Genomic DNA, 22553 nt, shown 5'->3' on the forward strand with positions numbered 1-22553 from the left:
AGCCGCATATCGACAGGTAGTGAAGGAAGGCGTGGCGTCCGCGCGTTTCAGCGTGGACGCCGTCGGGTCAGCCGAGGCTTAGCGCTTGATCGACTGTTGCCATTGCTTGAGGAATTCAAGCCGCTTGGACTGGTCGAGATAGACCAGCAGGCCGGAGCCGATCGGGATCGGCTTGAGCGAGTCGCCGAGTTGTTTCGTGAGGCCCGCCATCGACGTTTCGCCATCGACGTCCGCGCGAATCGAGAACAGGCTCGCCTGGTTCGCGAGCAAGGTCTGACCGCGTTGCGACAGCAGGTAATCGACCCACAGCTTCGCGGCGTTCGGGCTTTGCGCCTTCTTCGAAATCGTCACAAGGCGGCTCACCACCAGCGTGTAGTCCTTCGGATAGACGTAGCCGATCGACGGATCTTTCTTCGCTTTGGTAAGCGCGTACGAACCGAGGATGTTGTAGCCGATCAGGTTTTCACCCGAAGAAATTCGCTCCATCATCGCGCCGGTACTCGATTGCAGTTTCGGGCCGGTTGCGCCCATTGCTTTCACGAGGTTCCACGTGACTTGCGGATTGACGCGCGCGTCTTGCGTCAGATAGTTGAAGCCGACGCCGGATTTTTCGATGTCGTAAGTCGTGACCTTGCCCTTGAATTGATCCGGCTTGCTTTGGAGCAGCTTGATCAGATCGGCGCGGGTTTGCGGCACTTCGCCTGGCGGCAGAAGGCGCTTGTTGTAGACGATCGCAAGCGGCTCGTACGTGGTGCCGTACGCCTGCTTCTGGTACTGCGCCCATTGCGGCAACTGCTTCGCTTCGGGCGATTCGTAGCTGGCCATCAGGCCGTCGTTGACGAGCTTGACCTGCAGGTCCATCGCCGAGCTCCACAGCACGTCGGCGCTGGTGCTGCTGGCCGCGTTTTCGCTGATGTAGCGGTTGTACAGCTCGGTGCTGTTCATGTCGTTGTATTCGACCTTGATGCCGTACAAGCTTTCAAAATCCTTGATGAGCGGACGCACGAGGGCCGTGTCCGTGACCGAATACACGATCAGCTTGCCTTCCTTCTTTGCTCCGTCGACGGTGGTCTGGTAGTCGCTGGGATAACCGGCCGGAAAGGCCGCCCATGCTGAGTTTGCGGCGAATGCAACGGCTACGGCGAGATACTTCAAAGAGATTTGCACGTCTTCCTCCAGAAAACATTGTGTTTGTTTTGTGTAGGCGAATGGTAAGAGACGCGTGCTTTCTGAATGCTTTCAGTTTTCGAGGAAAATGCGTCACAATGGTCGAATTCGCCTCATGGATTTCCCTGGGATTCTGTTTATGCGTGTGCTGCTCGTCGAAGACAATCCGATCCTTTCCCGCTCGCTAACCGATGCGTTGACCAGCGCGAAACTCACGGTCGACTGCATGCACGACGGTGAGTCCGCCGACCATGTTTTGCGTACGCAGGACTACGCGCTGGTGATTCTCGATATCGGTTTGCCGAAGCTCGACGGCCTCGAAGTGCTGCGTCGTCTGCGCGCGCGGCGTAACGCGGTGCCGGTGTTGATGCTGACCGCGCATGGTTCGGTGGAAGAGCGCGTGCGCGGCCTCGATCTTGGCGCCGACGATTACCTCGCCAAGCCCTTTGCGCTCACCGAACTCGAAGCGCGTGCACGGGCGCTGCTGCGCCGCAGTCATGGCCAGGAGCCGCTGCATGCGCAATGCGGCACGCTGCTTTACGACAGCGTCGATCGCGGCTTCACGCTCGATGGCGAGCCGCTCGCATTGACCCCGCGCGAACGTTCGGTGCTCGAGGTGCTGATCCTGCGCAACGGCCGTGCGATCAACAAGGACACGCTCTCGGAGAAAATCTTTGGGCTCGATGAATCGGTGAATGCCGATGCCATCGAAATCTACGTGCATCGCTTGCGCAAGAAGCTCGAACGCAGTTCGGTCGGCATCGTGACGCTGCGCGGACTTGGCTATCTGCTGGAAGCGAAAGACGCATGACGCGGCCGAATCTGCGCGTTCGCGTCGCGCTCTGGTTGTTGCTGCCGCTGCTTCTGCTGCTCGCCTTCGATGCATGGCTCACGTATCAACGCGCAATGAACGCCGCGCACGCGGCCTTCGATCGCACCTTGGAGTTTTCGCTGCGTTCGATACGCGACGGCATCCGTTTGCGCGATGGCCAGATCGAAGTCGATCTGCCGTATCTCGCGCTGGAGATGTTCGAATCAAACGGCGGCGGCAATATCTACTATCAGATCCGTGAGGAGGGCGGCCGGGTGGTGACCGGTTACCCGGATCTGCCGTCAGGCACGAAGGCGCTTGCCGAGCCCTACAGCGTGCAGTTTTATGATGACGTGTTTCGCGGACGGCCGTTGCGCATCGCGATGCTGAGATTGCCGGTCCACGATGTGCCGTCAGCGCAGACGCGTGTGGTGCTGGTGCGGGTCGGCGAAACGATCGAGCAGCGCCAGGCCTTGGCGCGCGAGATTCTGATCGGCTCACTGCAACAGGAATTCCTGCTGGTGGTGCTTGCGCTCGGCATCGTGTGGCTGGGGGTGGCGCGCGGCTTGCGGCCGCTGAACCGCCTGTCGGCGAAAGTCGCTGCGCGTGCTGAGGACGATCCTACGCCGCTCGATACGGTGGGCCTGCCGAGTGAAGTCGCGCCGCTGGTCGATTCGATTAATCAGTACATTGGCCGCACGCAGTTGATGCAGTTGTCGCGCCGGCGATTCTTTAACGACGCCGCGCATCAGTTGAAGACGCCGCTTGCGATCATTCAGGCGGAGTCGGAGCTGGCGTTGCGTGATATCGATAGTGGTGATGAGGCCTCGAACGGTAATGGTCGGCCAGGCGTGCATTTGCGGCGGCTGAATCGCGCGGTGCAGCAGGCGGTGCGTATCGTGCAGCAATTGCTGTCGCTCTCGCGGCTCGATGCGGACAGCGGTTATATGGTCAAGCATGCCGCCGTGCCGCTGCACAAAGTGGCGCGCAGCGTGACGCTCGACTGGTCGCCGGTGGCGCGCTCGCGTGGTATCGATCTCGGCTTTGAACAGGACGCGCATATCGACGTGATGGGGCAGACCGATCTGCTGGCGGAGCTGGTCGGCAATCTGATCGACAACGCGATTCGTTATTCGGGCGATGGGGCGGTGATTACCGTACGCGTTGCATGCGAAGGTGAGCAACCGTTGCTGCAGGTGATCGATAACGGGCCTGGGATTTCCATCGGTGAACGCGATGCGGTGTTCGAGCGTTTCTATCGCAGCGAAGCGACCCAGGCGGTCGAGGGCAGCGGGCTGGGTTTGTCGATCGTGCGGGAAATCGCGCGTGTGCATGGCGCGGTGATTGCGTTGAGCGATGCGCCTGGCGGTGGGCTGGTGGTTAGTGTGTTGTTTCCAACGCTAAAGTCCGCGTGACGGTCGCGCCGCATCGGCATCGCTATGCGTGGATAGTGAAGCTCCGCGCGTAAGCCCTGGATTCCATGTCGTTACCCCATACCTTACCGTCGATTAGCACTTGCGAGCGCTCATCGCCCGGCACCGCTATGCCGACGCGTGCTGCCGCCTCACGATACAACTGCGTCTGATTGATGTGCGCCGCGATTTCCGCATAATCCGCGCGTGGGTCGATCATGCCCCAACGTTCGAACTGCGTGAGGAACCACGCACCGTCGGTTGCTCGCGGATAATTCACCGCGCCGTTGTCGAAGAACCGCATGGGCAGGCCCCGCGGCGCTGAGGCCGCGATCTCGTTGCCGAGCCGCGCCGCAATCAACGCTTCATCGATACCGATAAATTCGGGCCGCGCGAGCCAGCGTGCAATCTCCTCGCGATGCCCCGCGCCGTCGAGCCAGCGGCACGCTTCGAGCATTGTCTGCACCAGCGCTCGCGCGGTATTCGGATTCGCGCTGACAAAATCGCGCCGGCACGCCAGCACTTTCTCGGGATGGTCGGGCCACACTTCGCTCGTGTAAGCGACCGTTCTGCCGACGCCTTCCGCTTCTGCCATTGCATTCCACGGCTCGCCGACACAGAAGCCATCGAGCCTTTCTTCCGCGAGCGCGGCGACCATTTGCGGCGGCGGAATCGCCACGCTCTCGATATCGCGCAATGGATGCACGCCTTGCGACGCGAGCCAGTAGTACAGCCACATTGCGTGCGTGCCGGTGGGGAAGGTCTGTGCGAACACCGGCTTGCGTCCGAGCGTCGCCAAGGCCTTGGGCAAGGTGCCGTGTTCGGCCAAAGCATCGGCGAGACGATTCGAGAGCGTAATCGCCTGGCCGTTGCGATTCAGCACCATCAGCACAGCCATATCCGTTTGCGGGCCGCCGAGGCCGAGTTGCACGCCGTAGACGAGACCGTAGAGCACATGTGCCGCATCGAGATCGCCCGACAGCAATTTGTCGCGCACGGCAGCCCATGATGGCTGCCGGCACAATTCCAGCGTCAAGCCATGGGCGTGGCCGAATTCGAGCAGCTTTGCGGCGACGAGCGGCGCGACATCGGCTAGTGCGACGAAACCGAGCCTCAAGTGGGTTTTCTCGAGCGGCGCAGGCGCGGACGATGGGCAGGGGGAGCTGGGAGAGTTCATGTGCGGCGCTTCATTTGAGCGAGTCGGCCGCCGCGACGACGGCGCGTGCGACTTCGGCGAGTTTGACGCCCTGGTTCATTGCGCGCTTGCGCAGGTTGGCGTAGGCGGCGTGTTCCGTGATCTTCTGTTGATCCATCAGTAGGCGTTTGGCGCGATCGATCAGCTTGCGTTCGGCGAGTTCGTTTTCGACTTGCGCCAGGCGTTCGCGTAACTCTGATTCCTGTGCGAATCGTGCGAGGGCGACTTCGAGGATCGGCGCCAGTCGTTCCGTGGCGAGCCCTTCGACGAGGTAGGCCGTGACCCCGGCGCCGACCGCGTCGCGGATCAATTGCTGGTTCGCGTCGTGACTGAACATTAGCACCGGACGTGGCGCGGTGGCGTTCATCACCGCGAGTTGTTCGAGCGTGTCGCGCGACGGCGATTCCGTATCGATGATGATGACGTCGGGCCGCTCGCTCTGAACCACGCGATGCAGCGCTTGAGGCGTCGCCGTGCCGGCCAGCATCTCGTAGCCGAGTCGCGCGAGGGCATCGCGCAGATCGCCTATCGGCTTGTCGGTATCGGTTACGAGGAGAACACGCAGCATGGAGTGTGGTTTATCGACGGCTGGCTACTGATAAAGCAACGTGTATGCCAGTGCGGAATGATTACGCTGAAGGCAGCGCAATCATGGGCTTACAAACGACGTAGACAACAGCAGTTGCACCCGTACGGGGCATGCGCAAGGCATGCACCGAAGCGGCGCATGAGGTATGAACATTGTCTCAATGCGCGCAAAGGCGGGTTGCGGGTGTCACGCCACACTTGCAACGCGGCCTGCATTTCATTGACGACGGGAGCCCATTCGCCCAGTTCCCTCTGTCGGAACAGACGCATTGATGGATACCATGGACTATCGGTTCGGCCGGTCAACCATCGCCATTCGGAGTAGGCGGGCACCAGTACCCAAACGGGGAGCCCGGCCGCACCGGCAAGATGCGCGACGGACGTGTCGACGGTAATCAGAAGATCGAGCGTCTGCAATATCGCCAGCGTGTCCGTGAAATCGTCGATTGCGGGGCCCAGCGTGTGCAAGTCGTATTCATGCGCCAGGCTTTCGCTTTCACGCTCGTGGTCGCCTTTTTGCACTGAATACCACGTCACCCCAGCGAGTCCCAAAAGAGGCTTTAGCGTATCGAGCCGGATCGACCGGTAACGGTCAAGAACGTGGTTTGGGCTGCCGGCCCAAACGACGCCCACGCGTCTGTTATTGGCATGTCTTCTGCCCGGTGAAATAGCGTCGATACGAGCTCGCCATTGGTGCAGTTTGTCGGGGGGCACCCTCAGATACGGCATGGCGACGGGGAGCATCGATATATCGAGTTTCATATGCTCCGGTATCCTTAGCATGTTGCACCAGTAGTCGTAAGGTCCGGGTGGCATCGTGGTGAATACGGCATGCACGCCCATCATGCTGGCCGCGAGGTCCGCTATTGGCTCGCTTACCAGCACATCAACGGTTGCCTCCTGGCGATGCAGCCATTCGGCAAATCTGATGAACTGTATTTCATCGCCGAGCCCCTGTTCACCCACGAGCAGGAACCGGCAACCCGCAACGGGTTCCCCGTTCCATTCGCGGAAGATGGGCCGGACCTGTTCCTTTTGCCTGTCCGGCAGATCGTAGAACCATCTGTACCGCTTCCAGCCTTCTTCGAATTCACCCAGCCCAAGCAGCACGCCCGCAAGATGGAATTGCATGTGGGGGTTATCCGGCAGAAGCCGTGCTGCCTCCATACTGTGCGGCCGACTTTCGGCGATTTTTCCGCAAATGCTGAGTGCGCGTGCCGCGTTGTGATGCAGGAGTGGATGGTGCGGATCGATGGCGAGACCTTGTCGCGCGACACTGAGTGCGTCGTTGAAGCGATCGCTTGTGTTCAGTACGAAGGCCAACGCTTTTAGAACATTGGCCTCGCCGGAAAAACGGGTTCTTATCTGCGTGATCGCATTGGCAAGCTGGTGCGTACGGCCGGATTTTGCGAGTACGGCGATCAGGCCGAGTCCATCGTTCAGGCTGGCCGGTTCGAGTGTCCATGCGCGGCGCCAGTAGTGTGCCGCGCTATCGAACTGCCCCAGTTGCGCATGGATGCGAGCCAGAGCACGAATCGCGTGATGCAGCCCCGGTTCGATTTCGATCGACTTCTCGTAGTGAGTCATTGCCTCCGTGAGGTCGCCGGATTGCCGCAGGCAGTCGCCGAGGTTTCTGTGGAGACTGGCCGTGCTGCCCGCCAGGCTGATTGCGCGACGATAGAACGCTTCAGCCGATTCGTGCTTGCCTGCCAACGCCGCAAGCAGGCCCGCGTGCTCCCATAGTTCAGCCCGGTCAGGGGCGGCTTGCAGTGCCTGCTCCAGGCAACCGCGAGCCCGCTCCATGTCGTTTGTATGAACGCAGGCGAGTCCCATGTGGTGCAGCGCATGAGCGTCACGTGGACGCACGCTAAGCACTTGCCGGTAAGCGACGATCGCCTCTGTCATCCGCCGCGCGGAAAAATGCGCGTCTGCACGCGCTACGAGCGCGTCGACGCCTGAGTCATCGTTATTGCAAGGGGGGATTCTGAACATCGACAGGAGGTCCTGGGGCAAGCTTATCGTGCGCGGGAAGTCGCCCCTGTGATCCGCAGCAGGGGCGGGGTGTCATTCCGTTGACAGATGCCTATTGCGTATAAGTTGCCAGAATGGACGCATCCCTGACGGTTGAGTTGGGAATGCTAACTATCCCGTAGTAAATCCCGGACGCCGGGTTGGAGAGGGTGCAGATCGCATTCGCACCTTTGGTCCAGGCGTTCCCGCAGTCAGGATGGAGCACGGAAGGCGTGCCGGCCCTGAGATATAGCGTTCCGGTTTCGCCGTTGGCGCCGGGCGACAGGCTAAAAGTGAGGCTCTTTACGCCCGCTGGAACGTCCAATGCGAAATACCTCATATCGCCCGGGTTAGCCGAAAACGTCGCCGGAGCATTGGGGCTGATATCCGTAATGGCCGGTGGTATGACCCGGAAAGGGCGCGTCAGCCGGCTAACAGCGCCGGTGTTATCCGTCACCGTCAGTGTGATTTCGTAAATGCCGGGATAGTCATAGTTCACGGTCGGATTGACTGATTGCGTACGCGTGAAATCAGGCGCGCCGGCACCGAAGTTCCAGGACCATGACTTGATGGGCACACCCCTCGCAGTCGAGAGGTCGGTACATGACACCTGCATCACCGCCGTACTCTGGGAGCATTTGAAATCCGCCGCGGCTGGAATCTTCCCGGACCTGGCTGCAACGACGGCTGCGTTCGCATCCAGAATGCCCTGCCCGAGCGCGCGATCTGGCTGACCGGTGGGAAAGGGCTGTGCATTCTGCGAGAGCAGGGTTCGCATTTCCGCTGCGCTCAAGGGTGTGGGCGCGACTGACTGGGCGAGAGCAATCACAGCGCTTACCATCGGTGTCGCCATCGACGTGCCGTTCATGAAGGCATACGCTTCGGCCCCGGGCACAGTTGTTCCGCTGTTGTAAGTGGACCAGATCGAGTCGGCTGGCGCAGCGATATCGACCACGGCGCCGAAGTTTGAACCGATCCACCTCGCGCCATAGCGATTGCTACCGCCAACATTGATGACGTTGCGGCAATTAGCGGGCTCAAAATTCGTTGCACTGACCTGGTCATTGCCCGCTGCTGTGGCGACCACGGCACCCTGACTGACTGCATAGTCGATCGCGTTCTGAAATGTCGTTTCGCAGAATCCGCTACCGCCGAGGCTCACATTGATGATCCTGGCCGGGTGGGCGTTGGCGGGGGCGCCCGGAACATTCCCGCCAGCGGCCCATACGATGCCGTCGGCGATATCGGACGTATAGCCTTTGCCGCACCCGTTCAGCACCCGGACCGGGACGACCTTTGCAGCAGAAGCAATGCCGGCTATACCCAGACCGTTGTTGGCCGGCGCGGCCATGATGCCCGCGACATGCGTGCCGTGCCACTGGACCGCGCACGTCTCTGTTGTGATTCCTGGATTGCTGCCGTTGCCGCCCCGGTTAAAAGCGGTGAAATCGTACCCAGGCAGGATATTGGCATCCAGGTCGCTATGACTCGTTACGCCGTTGTCCACCACCGCGATCACGGACCCCGAGCCGTTAGCAATATCCCACGCGCCCTCGGCCCGTATTCCCGGGTAGGGGGTTGCGGGCTTCAGGTTCGAGGCCAAACTCCACTGTCTGAAATACTCAGGATCGTTCGGAACCATGGTTGTCGACATTTCCGTATCCGGTTCGACATATTCGACGTTAGGGTCCGAAGCAATGGCGCGCATGAATGCTTTGGCCTCCTTCGCCGTCAGCTTGCGCTCCGTTGTCACCACGTCAGCGCCGATGCCCATGCGGCGCATGTGGTGCGCCTTCGACGGGAAAGCATTGGCGAGCCGGTTAAGTTTTGATTGCACCGTCGATGCTGCTCCGCGCTCGGCGGTGCCGGTTTTGTACTTGATGATGAAGCGGTCGCTGGACACATCTGGTGACAGGCTGGTCGTATTCATCTTTAGCGCCGTTTGCAGTGAAACGGTGCTTGAGTTGGCCGCGTCTGCCGCCGCCGCGACTGGCTCTTTAGCCTCGGAAGTCGCGTCGCTCGCGTTGCTCGCACCACATGCCGCGAGTGCCAGCGAAAGCGAAAAAATACAGCCAGCGCTTGCCAACGTATGGCGCGCGCCTGCTTTGGACCGCTGCGCGCTAATGTAGTCCGTTGTTCTACGAGAGCCGTTCCGCAGGCTCTCATCTGTCTTTTGATTCACGGTTTTATTCCCGGTACGACGTACAGAAATGATTGCCCCTGTTTTTATGAAGTAGTCGTACTGCGGTCATCAGTGGTGCCAAAGCCATAGACCGTCATTTGGCCAGCCGACACAGGTTGCCTTTTATGCCGAGTTAAGATTCCTAACTAATGACCGTTGGTGACGGCTGCGTGGTACGTGACCTTCTGCGGCTGTAGGTCAGCCGGTCAGGTTCTTATGTTTGGACGCTATAAATAGCTCAAGGAGGAGAATAAATAGCCTGATTGATATAAGCAATCAGGACTTTCTATTTTTCGGTCAGATAATTTACCTGCCGTGTAAGGTCATCGACGAGCGTCCACGCAGCATGCCAACGCATCAGTTCCATTTCGCGTAACTGCGGGGCGAAAAGAAGACACTCACTACGATCATGGCGGCAACGCTAACGGCCAGCATGACCCAGGCGGCGCCGAACCCGCCGGTCCAGCCCCGGACCATGCCGGCAAAAATGGGCGTAATGGCCGCTACAACAAAGCCGACACCTTGCGTAAACGCGACAAGCTTTCCGGCCACGCAGTGGTGTGCCGAATGATCCATAGCGGTAACGAGCGTCAGCGAGAAAGTGCCACCCAGCCCGGCGCCGGCAATGCCGACCCACACCAGCGGTGCGGCATCGGGCCAGAAGATCAAGCCAAGCAGGCCGACCAGTTGCGCCGACAATCCGAGGATCAACCAGGGGCGCCGATCCCGGAACGGTGCGGCAGCAAGAGGCAGCAATAAGGCCGCAGCGGCCTGAAACACCGTCATGCCGGCAAGGAGCGAACCGCTCTCCGTGACACTCGCGCCATGCTGTTGATAGAACGCCGGCAACCACGCGACTAGCGTCGTATAGCCGCCGTTGACGATCCCGAAGTACAAGCCAAGCGTCCACGCACGCCGCTTGCGCCAAAGCGAAAAAGCGATCCCGTCTGCCGGAGCGGGCTGTGCCGCAGGGCCGTGTGAAGGTCCGCGGTTCAAAGCCAGCCAGCACAGCAACGCCACGAGAGCGGGAATCGCCCATACCGCGAGTCCCGCCTGCCACGACCCCATCGCCGCGCTTACCCACGGACTCAAACGCGCCCCGAGGCCGCCGCCGCCCATGATCGATGCCGAGAAAACCCCCATCGCCAGCGGTACGCGTGCAGGGAAACGCTGCTTCAGGACGGCGGGCAGCAGCGCCTGAATCGCCGCGACACCGACGCCGGCGAGCGCTGCCGTAGCAAGGAGCGCAGCGCCGCCGGCGGTCGACCAGCGTGCGCCGCAGGCAAGCGCGATCGCCAGCAAGCCGAGCGCAACGCCGCGCGTTTCACCGATCGACCGGGTTAGCGCGCCTGCGCCGAATGCGCCGATGCCCATTGCGACGACCGGCAGGCTGGTCAGCAACGACGCGCCGTAAAAGCTCAACCCGGTTGCGTCGCGGATCGTCGTCATCAACGGGCTGATCGACGTCAGCAGGGGCCGCAGATTGATACCGATCGCGACAATCGCGCCCAGCCATAGCGCGTCTCGCCACGTAAGCGCGTGGGATGCGTCGTTGGCATGGGCGGGGGTCGGGCTGGCGCTGGAGTGCGAGTTCACAATGGACCTGAATGCGGGAGTGGGCGACACCTTGCGAGCGGGAAAAACACGCTGCGGGGCGCTGCGCGACCAGCGGCGGCAAGGCGGGTGACGAGGCTCGAGCAGGGTGGAAACGACCGTGCGCGACTATTTTGGTCAACCATAATATCATGTGATGGTTAACCATTTTCCTGATGCCCGGTATAAGTCCGAGCGCCCGCGGATGGCGCCTGCCACCCCTCGTCGCTACAATGCCGGGCGATATCGCTCCGTTCTCCATAACTGAACCCATGCTCTCCCGTTCCTCGCGTACGCCGTCCGCCAACACCGGCACACCAATCCGCAGCGCGCCCGAAGACGATTCGATCAGCGTCGAAGAGCGCATTTATGCGTTGATCACCGCGGCATTACTGCAAGGCCGTCTACGGCCGGGCGCGCAACTGGTCGAGCGCGATCTTGCTGCGGCGTTTGGCTGCACTCGCGGCGCATTGCGCAAGGTGCTCGCGCGGCTGGGGTTCGAGGGCAAGCTGGTGCTCGAGGCGAATCGCGGCGCGTTCGTGCCGTCGCCATCGGAGGAAGACATTCGTCAGGTGTATCGCGCCCGGCAGATTGTCGAGGCGGGCATCGTTGCAGCTTTGTGCGGGAGCTTGAGCGCGGCTCACAAGCGCCGCCTTCGCGCCCATGTGCGTGGCGAAGAGAAGGCTTCACACGCTGGCGCGGTCGAGGAATCCGTGCGGCTCGCGGGCCAGTTTCATGTGTTGTTGACGGAACTGGCGGGCGGGACGGAATTGCTTGGCCTCGTCGGGCAGCTCGTCGCGAAGACCGAGTTGTACAAGGCGTTGTTCGACCCGTCGAAGGGTTCGGCCTGCTCCGCGGACGAGCATATGCAGATCATTGAAGCGCTCGATGCGGGAGACCTGCATGCGGCCCTGGCGGCGATGCGGGAGCATCTGTCGGAACTGGAGGAGCGGGTGGTCGCGCAGGTGCGCAAAAGCGCCGCAGGAGCAGATCTCGGTGCGGTGTTCGGAATGTAAGAAGGGAGAGGTAACGCGTGCGACGCCGCAGCGCGCCGCTCAGACTCGAGTCAACGAATCAAGCCGGAGAAGGCGCGCGAAAGGCTTCGCGAACAACCAGATAGCAACAATTGACCACGCCCGGACCGGTCATGAAACAACTCAGGAAACGGTCAGCGTGCCGCCAGCCTTAACGGCGACGGAATTGCGTATTGCGTGCGCCGCCGCCACCGGTGGCGCGCTCGTCTTTGTGACGGAAATTGATCCGGCCTTTGGTCAGATCGTAAACCGACAGTTCCAGCGTCACGCGGTCGCCCGCGAGAATACGGATGTGATTCTTGCGCATGCGCCCGGACGCGTAAGCGCCAACCACGACGCCGTTGTCGAGCGTCACGCGGTAACGACTGTCCGGAAGTACTTCGTCGACGATACCGTCAAGTTCAAGCAGTTCTTCTTTCGCCATGCATAACTCCTGGTCGATGGGATAAGTGGGTGTTGGCCGTACGGCTAAGCCGCCTGGCGCAACATCTGATACGGTTGACAGTTGGCTTTCAGGCCAGCTGTTGCGGCACCAGCTGATTCGCTGATAGTACCGCTCAAAGATCGGCGACGGACTGGCCGTCTACACGGCCGTCGATCAATTGCTCGGCGTGGGCCATGCACGCAATGCGCGCCTTGCCCGTGCCGTCGAACGGAAACAGATACTGCAGACGGAACACACGCCCGTCGGCTGCCGGATTGGCGCCCACGCGGCAGATGCGCACCGACGCGTCGTAACCTGCGTCCGGATTGCGACCCGTCTGACCGTCCGCCGGGCGGCGCGGATAGACGAGTGGGTGAATTTCGTAACCCTTGTACGTCTTGACAACTGAATTCATGAAGCACGTGTCCTGTATTACGTGGCCCCCGTGTCACGCGTGTTACGCGCGGCACGACAGACCCGGCAGCGCAGCACCTTGGGGCGCGCCGCCATTGAAAAAAGGTTGGCACAGGCCCGATGGCAAGGGCATGAGCGCGGCCGCGCAAAATCGCGGATTCGATGGAGAAGAAACACGCTGATGTCGCGCAGACATCGGGCGCGTAAATGAACCACTCAGCTGCACAACTCGCGACGGCGAATGCAGGCGGCGCATTGCCGGAGTGACGGGATCGCTGACAGGCAGCGGTCGAACAGTCGGGGGTGGTGCGGAGACGCCGATTGATACTGTGCTTGGTACTGCCGCTTGTGTTCCCGCGCTGTATTCCCGATGGTACGAATGCGGAATACAGCTATTCCAATATGATGCACTAAATGGGGCTAATTGGATAGCAAAAAGTTCCGCGCGCGGGCAAACCGCCCAGCCGGCGGGGCTTTGGGCGAAAAAGGGCTGCCGCGAACGGCGCGCCGGGGCATGAGCGGAACGCCGTGTGTGAGGTCGCGCCGTGAGGACGAGGGCGAGCCGGCTTCAGCGGGTGGTTTCGGCGACGCGCTTTTGCAGCTCGCGTGAAGCGGCGAGCGGGATGCGCGCATCATCCCAGCCAGCGAGCCATTCGACTTCCTTCGAGGTAAAAATCTGTCCGTGATTGCGCAGCGTGTATTGCAGCGAATCGATGATGTGATTGCGGATGATTTCGGGCGTGCCTTCGTCATCGAGCACGGCGCGAAACGCTTCGAGCGTAGCCATCTGTTGCTCCGTGAAATAGATAGTTCTTTTATCGCACGAAAAAAAAGCGCCCGCCAAGCGAACAAAAATCCCCGGGTGCGGATGCAACAACCGGAACGGGCTGGCAACACGCCGTGGAGCGCCCATCAAGGCCCCGCGCGTGATGCGGCCCCGCAATAAAATAGCCGCTGCGCTGGCGCCGTGCCGCCGTGGTCGTCGCGGGCGATTGGGGTCGTTACAATGGCGAGTTGCAGCGCGCGGCTGCCCGGCATTGTTGTGCTTGCCTCGTCTGCCGGCCATAACCTCGGCGCCGCTTTTGGCTCAATCAGGCTAGAGCGGCTCCGCCTCCCTGGAACACTGCGATTTCTCAATGCGCAAGACAACCGTCTCTCCTGTGAAAGACCTGCTGCTGGACCGCTACGCACCCATTGCAGACGGCATCGCGGCCTTGTTCTATCCGTGTGCCGAAGTCGTGATTCACGACCTGCGTGATCAGACCATCGCGTATCTCGTGAACAATCTGTCGAAGCTCGAAGTCGGTGGCCCCTCGGTGCTCGATGAAGTCCACTACGCGGCACGCGGCCGGACGATCGGGCCGTACGAGAAGCTCAACTGGGACGGCCGTCGCATGCGCTGCGTGAGCAACATCCTGTTCGACGACGAGGGCAAGCCGGCCGGCATGCTGTGCGTCAACTTCAACATCGCGGTGTTCGAAGATGTGCGCTCCACGCTCGATCTGTTCATCAAGGGCGGCAATCTGACGGACGCGCCCGCGGAGGAGCTGTTCCGCGACGACTGGCAGGACCGCATCAACACGTTCCTGCACACGTGGCTGCGCGAGCGGCAAATCGGCATCAATGCACTCACGCGCGAACACAAGCGGGAAATCGTCGAGGCGCTGCATGCGCAGGGCGCGTTTCGCGGCCGTAGTTCCGCCAACTACGTGGCCGCTGTGCTGACGATGGGCCGCGCTACCGTCTACAAGATTCTGAAGCAGATGAAAGAGGGCGGCTGACGCTCCTCAGATCACAGTGGGCTGGCGCTGCGCGGCGCCGGACCCGGACCCGGACCCGGCAGTGAGCCGATGATCACGCTGATCAGTAAGCCGATGCGCCCGGGAGATTGAGACCGCACTGCGGGAGGAATCGCTGCGTTCAGCTGTGCAGTCCCATTTTGCCGCTCGCCATGGCGGCGACGCGGACCACGAGCCCCCTGGGAAGCAGGCGTGACAGCCAGGTCGCGGCTCGCACGCTGGTCCGCCCAGGATACGCAACCGCTTTTCGTTTATCGAAGGCCTTGAGCGTTTCCTGAACGACGGACTCCGAGCTGTCCATGTCTTTCGGCGATACATTGGTCGACACACCGTTGAAGAAGCTCGTTGCCGTGGGTCCCGGACAGGCGGCCATCACATGAACGCCCGTGCCGACGAGTTCGAATTGCAGCGCCTCGCTGAAGAACAGGACGAAAGCCTTGGTCGCTGCGTAAGTGGCCATATGCGGGAGGGGCTGAAAGCTCGCGTTGGACGCGAGGTTGATGATGCCGCCCCTGCCGCGTTTCGCCATACCGCTGCCAAACCGATGACTGAGGCCGACGAGCGCCTGAACGTTGACCTGAATCTGTGACTGCTCTTTCGTCGGATCGTGCGAGAGGAAACTGCCGGTCAGACCGAGCCCCGCATTGTTGACGAGCAGATCGACCTGAATGCCGCTGCGCTCGAGCTCTTCGCCGATCTGGAGGGCGGCATCGGGATGGCTCAAGTCGATATTGAGCGCAACGGCTTGCACGCAGTGTCTGGCGGAAAGTCCCTCCGCCAGAGTCTGCAGTGTGTCAGCCGAGCGGGCGACCAGCACAAGGTTCATGCCGCGCGCGGCCAGCGTCTGCGCAAAGACCTTGCCGAGTCCTTTTGAGGCGCCGGTAATCAGGGCGGTCGAGTTGCGATAGACAAACATGTTCTGCTCCTTGCTGCGGGGTGAGCCTGCATTAGCATTGCGTGCGTCATCTCAGGTCGCCGGTGAAAAGCATCGACTCGATGCTGAACGCCGGACTGTTCTGACGACGTGACGCATTGTGCGAGCTGGAGCACTATTTGATAATAGGGGTGTCTTTTGAATCATTTTCAAAAAAATTGGAAAGATCGTGGCCGCCTCACCACTGCATCGTCGTGTCGATTCGCGTTCCCCGTTTGATAAACAGGGTGACCGGCGTCTTCTCGCAGATTTCGCCAAGGCGCTTCCGCTGGCTATCGTCGAGAGGGCCATCGACGGAAACGGTGCGGCGAATGTATTGACCGCCGTCGCGCTCGGCGTGCAATTGCGTGTCGACCTTGATCCGGCCGCCCGGCCACGCTTTCTTCTGCATGTACATCCTGAGCGTTGCCGCGGTGCATGCCGCGAGACCCGAAAGGACGAATTCGAACGGGGCCGGGCCGCTATCCTGTCCTCCTTCGCGAGGCCCTTCATCACCGAGCAGGCTGTGTGTGCCCGCATCGATTTTGACGACATAGTTGGGTGAATCTGCGTCCGAGGTGGCGGTTGCGATCGCGAGAGTCATCATTGTCCTCATGGGTGTTACGTCAAAAGATTGAGCGCATGCACATGCCAGGGCCTGGGCACGCGTTGAAATGCGCGGGCGAAGGTTTCTCTGCAAGTGTTGGCGACAGCGTAAGCCTGCATCAGTGATCTTTCGCGGTCCAGCACAGGTTTACAATGACAGCTGCAACAAAACCCCGTGCTCTCTTCCGGAACACGTCGGCCCGCTTATAAAAGATTCCGTTGATTGGGACAGGAGTAGTTGAATGGTGCGTTATCGACACTACAAAGGCGGTATTTACGAGCTGGTTTGCGAGGCCACGCTGGAGTCCGATCCGACGGTCACGATGATCGTCTACAAAGCCAGCAATGGTACGATCTGGACCCGTCCGGCTTCGGTGTTTTTCGAGTTGGTCGAAGTCGACGGCACCAAGGTGTCGCGCTTCGCACCGATCAACTAGGCTGCCTCGTTCAGGCGATCGTTATCGTCATCACGATTGCACTCGAACAACGTGTGCCGCCAGGTCAATACAAACAGGAAATCTGAATGCGTCTTTTGCTTGCCATCATTCTGCCGTGGTTTCAGTTCTTCACGATCGGCCGGCCTTTTGCCGGGATCATCTGCCTGATCCTGCAGATCACACTGATTGGCTGGATTCCGGCCGCGATCTGGTCGGTGTATGCACTGAGTCAGTACAACACCGACAAGAAAATCGCCCGAGCGATGGGCAACGGTCGGTAAGGCCGAATGCGATGCGGGCGGCGCCGGGCACTGTCCTCGCGCCGCTATATTTCGACCGCGTCCGGCGCCTCGATCACCAAGTCCGTCTCGGCGATCGCCACACACGGCAGGATGTAGCCTTCCGCTTTTTCTTCCCGGCTGAGACCCGGCCATTCGATCGTGTAGCGCACGCGTCCCGCCGTCATTTTGCATAGGCAGGTGCGGCATGTGCCGTTGCGGCACGAGCGTGGCAGACGCAGATTCGCGAAGCCGGCGGCTTCGAGGATCGTCAGCGAATCCGGCGCTTCGAAGCTTTGGCCGAGCGGCTCGACGCGAACGAGAGGTGGGCGGGTAAAGTCGGACATCGTGTGAATCGGTGACGGATTGCGCCACACTTTACACGTTCACACCAAACGCCCAGGCTCCGGCGCCGCCATTTCAATGCGTCGTGTTCCCACGCCGCAAATACCGATACACCGTATTTCGCGCAAGCCCCAACTCGCGTGCCGCCGCCGACACATTGCCGTCGAGCCGGGCGAGCGTTTGCGCAATCAACGTGGCTTGCCATTCCTCCATCCGCGCGGGTGGCGCATTCGCAGGCTCGGCTGACTTGTCGCGGCCGTCGCCGCCATTGCCGTTGCCTGACAGCACCCCGTGCGCCTGGGCGCGGACTTCGACCGACGAAGCCTCGCAATCCTGCAGAAAATCTTCCGGCAAATCCTCGAGTTCGATCTGCTGCGCGCCTTCGGCCATGATGCTGGCGGTGCGCAGCACGTTAGCCAATTGCCGCAGATTGCCTGGCCAGCGGCATTGCGCAAACCGTTCCAGCACCTCATCGGACACGCGACGCGGCAACCGCTCGCCATCCGGCTGGAATGCCAGCATGCGCTCGACGAGCGCCGCCAGATCGCTGCGCTCACGCAGCGCCGGCAAGGTGACGACGAGGCCGTTGATCCGGTAATACAGGTCTTCGCGGAAGGTGCCGGCTTCGATCATCTCGCGCAGGTTGCGGTGAGTTGCGCAGACGATGCGCAGATCGACCGGAATCGCCCGCGTGCCGCCGAGCGGCACGACAGTGCGCTCCTGCAACACGCGCATCAGGCGCACTTGCTGGGCGAGCGGCATATCGCCGATTTCGTCGAGAAAAAGCGTACCGCCATCGGCCTGGACGATCTTGCCGACGCTGCCGCGTTTCTTCGCGCCGGTGAACGCGCCGTCTTCGTAGCCGAACAACTCTGCCTCGATCAGCGTGTCGGGCAACGATGCGCAATTCAGCGCGACGAAGGGCGCGGCCCGCCGCGGCGAATCGTGATGGATCGCGCGGGCGAGCCATTCCTTGCCGGTGCCGGTTTTGCCGAGCACGAGAATGGGAATATCGCGTCCGCGCAGTTTGGCGACTCTCCGCAGGATTGCGGAGACCGTTGTATCTCCGGTATCGAGCGTTTCGAGTGTAGCGAGCGGCGCCGCTTCGCAGGGCTGAGCCGCAGCACGCGCGCCGCTGGACGTGGCCGTACGCGCCGCCTCAGCAAAGCCCTCCGCCGAACCAACATAGCGCGGCGCCGCGAATTCGCCGCGTGCGACCACGCGCACGCCACTTGGCAGCGTCAGCTCGATACTTTCGCCTGGCGCGCGGGAGACCTGTTGCAACACTCTGGCAAAGGTGATTCCGAACAGCGCGTCGAACGGTTGCCGCAACAGCTCGCCAAGTTGCTGCCCGAATTGAAACAGTGCACTGCGATTCGCGGACAGGAATGTGCCGTCCGGCGCGAACGCGGCGAGTCCTTCATACAGCGTGCCGATAAATTCCGCGCGTGCGTGGAAGTGAATGCGAATGGCGTCGACGAATTGGTTGGAAAACAGATGATTTTCGATCATCTGCGCCGACATCCGCACGAGCGCAAGCGTGTGCTTGTGGAAGCCGCGCGTGTCGCCACTGACGTCGAGCGCGCCGATGGTGCGCCCGAACGGATCGGCGATAGGCGCGCACGAACAGGTGAGAATCCGGTTCGCGTGCAAGAAGTGCTCGCCGGCATGCACAACGGTCGGCTGCCCGTCGATCAGGGCGGTGCCGATCGCGTTCGTGCCGCGATCCGCTTCGGCCCATGACACGCCCGGACACAACGCGACGCGATTGGCTTTTTCGACAAAATCGCTATCGCCGAGACTGTGGAGAATCACGCCGTGATTGTCGGTGAGCAGCACCATGCTTTGCGTGTCGACGATCTGCGCGTGCAGCGTCTCCATGACGGGGAGCGCGTGGGTATAGAGCGACTGGTTGCGTTCCAGGAGTTCGCGCAGGGCGGGGCGGCGCAGCGGATGGAAGTCCGGCGTTTCCGACACTCGCAGGCCGACTTCGAGCGAGCGGGCATGAGCTTGCGCGATGACATCTGGCCGACCAATGGTGGGCGGCGTGGCAGAACGATGGACCAAAGCATGTCTCCGGTTATCGGATCCGGCGGGTGCGTTGCCCGCCGCTGCGTTCCGCAGTGCAACATACGCGTCTGCGGCCGAACACCGATATTACAGGACGAAACAGGACCCAGGCGAAAGCCGCGCAGCAGGGATAAAACCGGATCGTGCGGCAGGAAAAAACGCCTCAAAAGACCACGTCAGGCACCAAAATCAAGCAAACAAAAAGGAAAACTTGCGCAGTGGCCGAACTCGTCTACAGTGAATCAAATCACCTCCGCGGGGCGCGAAGTACGGCGCCTTCGCAACTGTGAGGTGACGGACCCGCGCTACCGGCATTCGAAAAGGGGGACAAGCGCTGAAGGTGCGACCAGTCTTAACCAGCGTGCGCAGTACCAATCGACCCATGCGCAGCACCCAACCTTTCAGGTGAACTCCCATGCAGATCCTATTCCCGAACGAAACTCCTGAATATTCAGGTCGCGAACTTACCCTGGCGTTCCCGGCGATGATTGATGGGCAAAGGGTGGAGTGCATGATTACGGCCGAGGCCCTGGAAGATCACTTCGGCGCCGCGTCGCCGCGTCTGGAGGACATGGTCGATGCATTCGACGCACACCGGGCCCGGATCGAAGCGGCCACGCGGCGTCTGCTATCGGAAACGCGGGCGCAATGTCTGGTGCTGAGGAGCGGCTACGTGCGTTTCTATGAAGCGAACTGGCGGAACTGAGCGAATCCGCGCCTGTCGGGTCTCAGCCCAAAAAAAGCGCGGAAGTCAGCCCAAAAATAAGTCCAACTAGCGGGCAGAGCAGAAAAGCAGAACCAGCCGCGCAAGAGAAACACGAGACGCAAACCCAGGCGCGGCGTCCGCAACTCAACGGGTCTACAACTGGCCGCGGCCATTCGCGCCGCCCAGGTCTGCGCTCGCGCGGCCGTAAGTTCCAGATACTGCGAACGCATGCGCCAATGCCGCAAGCGTCGAAAACTGGAAGCCGATCAAACCATCCGCCGCAGCGTCCGATCCTTGAACACCACGTGATGCGCAATCGCCGCAAGCGCGTGTAATCCGATCACCCAGTAAAACGCATTGCCGAGCCACTCGTGCGCTGTCTTGAGCAATGGCCGCGCAAGCGGATCCGCGCCGACCAGCGTGAAGCTGAAGTTGACCCAGGCCAGCGTGACCGGATGTCCGCCTGTGTTGATCATCAGCATGCCCAGCAGCGGCTGCGCGAAGATAAAGACGTAGAGGGCGAGATGCGCGGCCCGCGCCAGAAAGACGAGCAGGCGATTGCCCTCGATTTCCGCAGGCGCGCCGGCCCACAGACGCCATAGCACGCGCAGGACCGCCAGTCCCAGCACGAGGGTACCGGCCCAGAAATGCACGCTGCTCCAAAAGATCCGGCTATCGGAGCCTTTCGGTCCGCGGATTTCGATTGCCAGATAAGCGAGCGCGATCAGCAGAAAGATCGCCCAGTGGAAGAAGATGGCGGGCGACGTATAACGGTCCGTGGCGCGGCTGTGGCTGTAAGAAGACATGCAGGGAACTCCCGTGACCGGTTCGTTGGTTTTTATCAATCATCAGATGATAAAGGGTGCCCGACCAGAACGGGCTCCATCAATAAAATGATTGTTGACCCAGACCGAACGGTGACCAGACGCAGCGACGATGCCGCAGCGCTTTCGGTCAGGCTGCGACGCCTGGCGGCAGCATCGCGTATCGCCATGCCACGCCGTGTCACGTGTTGTCGTGCGCTTTCACTCCCGTGCCTTCACGTTAATTGCCGCCGCAGCTTATTCGCTGCCGAGGTAGAAATAGCGGAACAGGAAAATCGCCGCGATGATCCACACCACCAGTTTCACTTTGCGTGCCTGCCCGGTCAGCAGTTTCAGACCGGCATACGAGATGAAGCCGAACGCCACGCCATTGGCGATCGAGTAGGTGAACGGCATCAGCAGTGCGGTTAGGGCGGCCGGCACGACTTCGGTGGCGTCGTCCCACGGCAGATCGAGCATTTCGCGCAGCATCAGGCAGGACACGTACAAGAGGGCCGGCGCTGTCGCGTAGCCGGGCACCACGCCCGCCAGCGGCGCAAAAAACAGCGCTGCGAGGAACAGCACGGCGACGGTGATCGCTGTGACACCCGTGCGGCCACCGGCCTGTACGCCCGACGCGCTTTCGATATACGCCGTGGTCGACGACGTGCCCAGCATCGAGCCGGCCAGAATCGCCGTGCTGTCGGCGAGCAGCGCGCGGTTCAGCCGAAACATCTTGCCTTCGACCAGCAGCCCGGCGCGATTGGCCACGCCCATCAGCGTGCCGGTCGCGTCGAACAGTTCGACGAGGAAGAACACCAGGATCACGTTCAGCACGCCGCCGGACAGCGCGCCGCGAATGTCGAGCTGGAACAGCGTCGGCGCAATCGATGGCGGGGCGGAAACGATGCCGTGAAACTGATTGCCGCCGAAGAAAAAGCTCAGCACCGTCACGCCGACAATGCCGATCAGGATCGCGCCGCGGACCCGCAGATAGTCGAGCGTGACGATCGCGAAGAAACCGATCACGGCGAGGATCACGTGCGGGTTATGCAGATCGCCGAGCGTGACCAACGTGGCCGGATTGCCGACCACCACACCGGCCGATTTCAGCGAAATGATCGCGAGAAAGAGGCCAATGCCGCCGGTGATGGCAATGCGTATGGAATGCGGAATCCCGTTGACGATCGCCTCGCGCACGCGAAACAGCGTGACGATCAGGAACAGACAGCCGGAGATGAACACCGCGCCGAGCGCGGCTTGCCACGTGAAGCCCATACCTTTCACGACGGTGTACGCGAAGTACGCATTCAGACCCATGCCGGGCGCGAGCGCGATCGGGTAGTTGGCGTAGAGGCCCATGATCAGCGAGGCCAACGCTGCCACGATGCAGGTCGCGACGAACACCGCGTCCTTCGGCATGCCGGCGTCGCCGAGAATCGCCGGGTTGACGAAGATGATGTAGGCCATCGTCAGGAAGGTGGTCAGCCCAGCGAGCACTTCGGTGCGCAGGTTGGTGCCGGCGGCTTCGAAGCCGAAGTATCGTTTTATGGAGTCCATTAGGCGGGTCTCTCGTTTTTCAAAAGCGCTTCTTGTGGTTGATACGGGCAATGCGTCGCGAATAAACGGGCGACTCTGCCGTCCGACACGGCACCGATACACCAGGCGGCGAAGCCTACGGGCGGATTGTAGTCATGATTGGCGGTGGCGCACCGGTTTGTGTGACTGCGGGCTGTGCTGAAGGGGCGAGATGATACCTTGCCAGC

General features: G+C 61.2%; 22 protein-coding genes. 7 read left to right on the forward strand and 15 right to left on the reverse strand.

The window, feature by feature from the left end; translation table 11 throughout:
- Positions 1–78: 78 nt before the first annotated feature.
- A complete protein-coding gene (locus PQQ86_RS27880) occupies positions 79–1167 on the reverse strand; it encodes an ABC transporter substrate-binding protein (protein WP_408274287.1) in 1089 nt (362 codons plus the stop codon).
- A 139-nt stretch (positions 1168–1306) separates the two neighbouring features.
- Between PQQ86_RS27880 and PQQ86_RS27885 the strand changes: the two genes are divergently transcribed.
- Together PQQ86_RS27885 and PQQ86_RS27890 are read left to right on the forward strand one after the other, a co-directional pair.
- A complete protein-coding gene (locus PQQ86_RS27885; RefSeq protein WP_120345163.1) occupies positions 1307–1978 on the forward strand; it encodes a response regulator in 672 nt (223 codons plus the stop codon).
- Positions 1975–3393 carry a sensor histidine kinase gene (locus PQQ86_RS27890; protein ID WP_408274290.1) on the forward strand — a complete coding sequence of 473 codons (1419 nt, stop codon included), beginning with the start codon at positions 1975–1977 and terminating at the stop codon, positions 3391–3393. Before PQQ86_RS27885 ends, PQQ86_RS27890 begins: the two co-directional genes overlap by 4 nt.
- A gap of 22 nt (positions 3394–3415) precedes the next feature.
- Here PQQ86_RS27890 and PQQ86_RS27895 read toward each other — a convergent pair whose 3' ends face one another.
- The 5 genes from PQQ86_RS27895 to PQQ86_RS27915 all read right to left on the reverse strand — a co-directional run bounded on the left by PQQ86_RS27895 (position 3416) and on the right by PQQ86_RS27915 (position 10961).
- Positions 3416–4567, reverse strand: coding sequence for a CmpA/NrtA family ABC transporter substrate-binding protein (locus PQQ86_RS27895; RefSeq protein WP_408274293.1), 1152 nt, complete (start codon positions 4565–4567; stop codon positions 3416–3418).
- Positions 4568–4577: 10 nt separating this feature from the next.
- A complete protein-coding gene (locus PQQ86_RS27900; protein ID WP_408197318.1) occupies positions 4578–5153 on the reverse strand; it encodes an ANTAR domain-containing response regulator in 576 nt (191 codons plus the stop codon).
- Between the two features lie 89 nt (positions 5154–5242).
- Positions 5243–7165, reverse strand: a complete 1923-nt coding sequence (locus PQQ86_RS27905) for a tetratricopeptide repeat protein (protein WP_408274297.1) — start codon at positions 7163–7165, stop codon at positions 5243–5245.
- 91 nt (positions 7166–7256) lie between these two features.
- On the reverse strand, positions 7257–9365 hold the full coding sequence (locus PQQ86_RS27910; protein ID WP_408274300.1) for a S8 family serine peptidase: 2109 nt from the start codon (positions 9363–9365) through the stop codon (positions 7257–7259).
- A 357-nt stretch (positions 9366–9722) separates the two neighbouring features.
- On the reverse strand, positions 9723–10961 hold the full coding sequence (locus tag PQQ86_RS27915) for a cyanate transporter (RefSeq protein WP_408274303.1): 1239 nt from the start codon (positions 10959–10961) through the stop codon (positions 9723–9725).
- A 269-nt stretch (positions 10962–11230) separates the two neighbouring features.
- Here PQQ86_RS27915 and PQQ86_RS27920 point away from each other — a divergent pair, with 269 nt between their 5' ends.
- Positions 11231–11974: a GntR family transcriptional regulator gene (locus tag PQQ86_RS27920; RefSeq protein ID WP_408274306.1), complete on the forward strand. Its 744-nt coding sequence runs from the start codon at positions 11231–11233 to the stop codon at positions 11972–11974.
- 169 nt (positions 11975–12143) lie between these two features.
- On the opposite strand, the gene infA is transcribed toward PQQ86_RS27920, so the two are convergent.
- The 3 genes from infA to PQQ86_RS27935 form a co-directional block, all read right to left on the reverse strand.
- Entirely contained in the window at positions 12144–12416 is a 273-nt protein-coding gene (gene infA / locus PQQ86_RS27925) for a translation initiation factor IF-1 (RefSeq protein ID WP_012427521.1), read from the reverse strand.
- Between the two features lie 133 nt (positions 12417–12549).
- Positions 12550–12831, reverse strand: a complete 282-nt coding sequence (locus PQQ86_RS27930; protein WP_093635985.1) for a hypothetical protein — start codon at positions 12829–12831, stop codon at positions 12550–12552.
- A 567-nt stretch (positions 12832–13398) separates the two neighbouring features.
- On the reverse strand, positions 13399–13617 hold the full coding sequence (locus tag PQQ86_RS27935) for a hypothetical protein (protein WP_028194708.1): 219 nt from the start codon (positions 13615–13617) through the stop codon (positions 13399–13401).
- A 349-nt stretch (positions 13618–13966) separates the two neighbouring features.
- Between PQQ86_RS27935 and PQQ86_RS27940 the strand changes: the two genes are divergently transcribed.
- Positions 13967–14611, forward strand: coding sequence for a helix-turn-helix transcriptional regulator (locus tag PQQ86_RS27940; RefSeq protein ID WP_054036018.1), 645 nt, complete (start codon positions 13967–13969; stop codon positions 14609–14611).
- Between the two features lie 139 nt (positions 14612–14750).
- Here the strand turns inward: PQQ86_RS27940 and PQQ86_RS27945 are convergent, their stop codons facing one another.
- Together PQQ86_RS27945 and PQQ86_RS27950 are read right to left on the reverse strand one after the other, a co-directional pair.
- Positions 14751–15545, reverse strand: coding sequence for an SDR family NAD(P)-dependent oxidoreductase (locus PQQ86_RS27945; RefSeq protein ID WP_408274310.1), 795 nt, complete (start codon positions 15543–15545; stop codon positions 14751–14753).
- Positions 15546–15741: 196 nt separating this feature from the next.
- Positions 15742–16146, reverse strand: coding sequence for an OsmC family protein (locus tag PQQ86_RS27950; protein ID WP_408274313.1), 405 nt, complete (start codon positions 16144–16146; stop codon positions 15742–15744).
- A 244-nt stretch (positions 16147–16390) separates the two neighbouring features.
- Between PQQ86_RS27950 and PQQ86_RS27955 the strand changes: the two genes are divergently transcribed.
- Both PQQ86_RS27955 and PQQ86_RS27960 read left to right on the forward strand, forming a co-directional pair.
- Positions 16391–16585, forward strand: coding sequence for a DUF1653 domain-containing protein (locus tag PQQ86_RS27955; RefSeq protein WP_408274316.1), 195 nt, complete (start codon positions 16391–16393; stop codon positions 16583–16585).
- Between the two features lie 86 nt (positions 16586–16671).
- Entirely contained in the window at positions 16672–16866 is a 195-nt protein-coding gene (locus PQQ86_RS27960) for a YqaE/Pmp3 family membrane protein (RefSeq protein WP_028194701.1), read from the forward strand.
- A 44-nt stretch (positions 16867–16910) separates the two neighbouring features.
- On the opposite strand, the gene PQQ86_RS27965 is transcribed toward PQQ86_RS27960, so the two are convergent.
- Together PQQ86_RS27965 and PQQ86_RS27970 are read right to left on the reverse strand one after the other, a co-directional pair.
- Complete coding sequence (locus PQQ86_RS27965; protein ID WP_408274318.1) at positions 16911–17210, reverse strand: 2Fe-2S iron-sulfur cluster-binding protein; 300 nt, start codon at positions 17208–17210, stop codon at positions 16911–16913.
- A 73-nt stretch (positions 17211–17283) separates the two neighbouring features.
- Entirely contained in the window at positions 17284–19275 is a 1992-nt protein-coding gene (locus PQQ86_RS27970) for a sigma-54-dependent Fis family transcriptional regulator (protein ID WP_408274321.1), read from the reverse strand.
- 418 nt (positions 19276–19693) lie between these two features.
- Between PQQ86_RS27970 and PQQ86_RS27975 the strand changes: the two genes are divergently transcribed.
- Positions 19694–19984 (forward strand): DUF1488 family protein, encoded by a 291-nt coding sequence (locus tag PQQ86_RS27975; RefSeq protein ID WP_408274323.1) that lies wholly within the window; start codon positions 19694–19696, stop codon positions 19982–19984.
- Positions 19985–20250: 266 nt separating this feature from the next.
- Here PQQ86_RS27975 and PQQ86_RS27980 read toward each other — a convergent pair whose 3' ends face one another.
- Entirely contained in the window at positions 20251–20790 is a 540-nt protein-coding gene (locus PQQ86_RS27980) for a cytochrome b (protein ID WP_408274326.1), read from the reverse strand.
- Between the two features lie 255 nt (positions 20791–21045).
- On the reverse strand, positions 21046–22347 hold the full coding sequence (locus PQQ86_RS27985; protein ID WP_408274329.1) for an NCS2 family permease: 1302 nt from the start codon (positions 22345–22347) through the stop codon (positions 21046–21048).
- Positions 22348–22553 lie beyond the last annotated feature (206 nt).

This window comes from Paraburkholderia sediminicola (assembly GCF_046026675.1).
GTDB classification, from domain to species: Bacteria; Pseudomonadota; Gammaproteobacteria; order Burkholderiales; family Burkholderiaceae; genus Paraburkholderia; species Paraburkholderia sediminicola_F.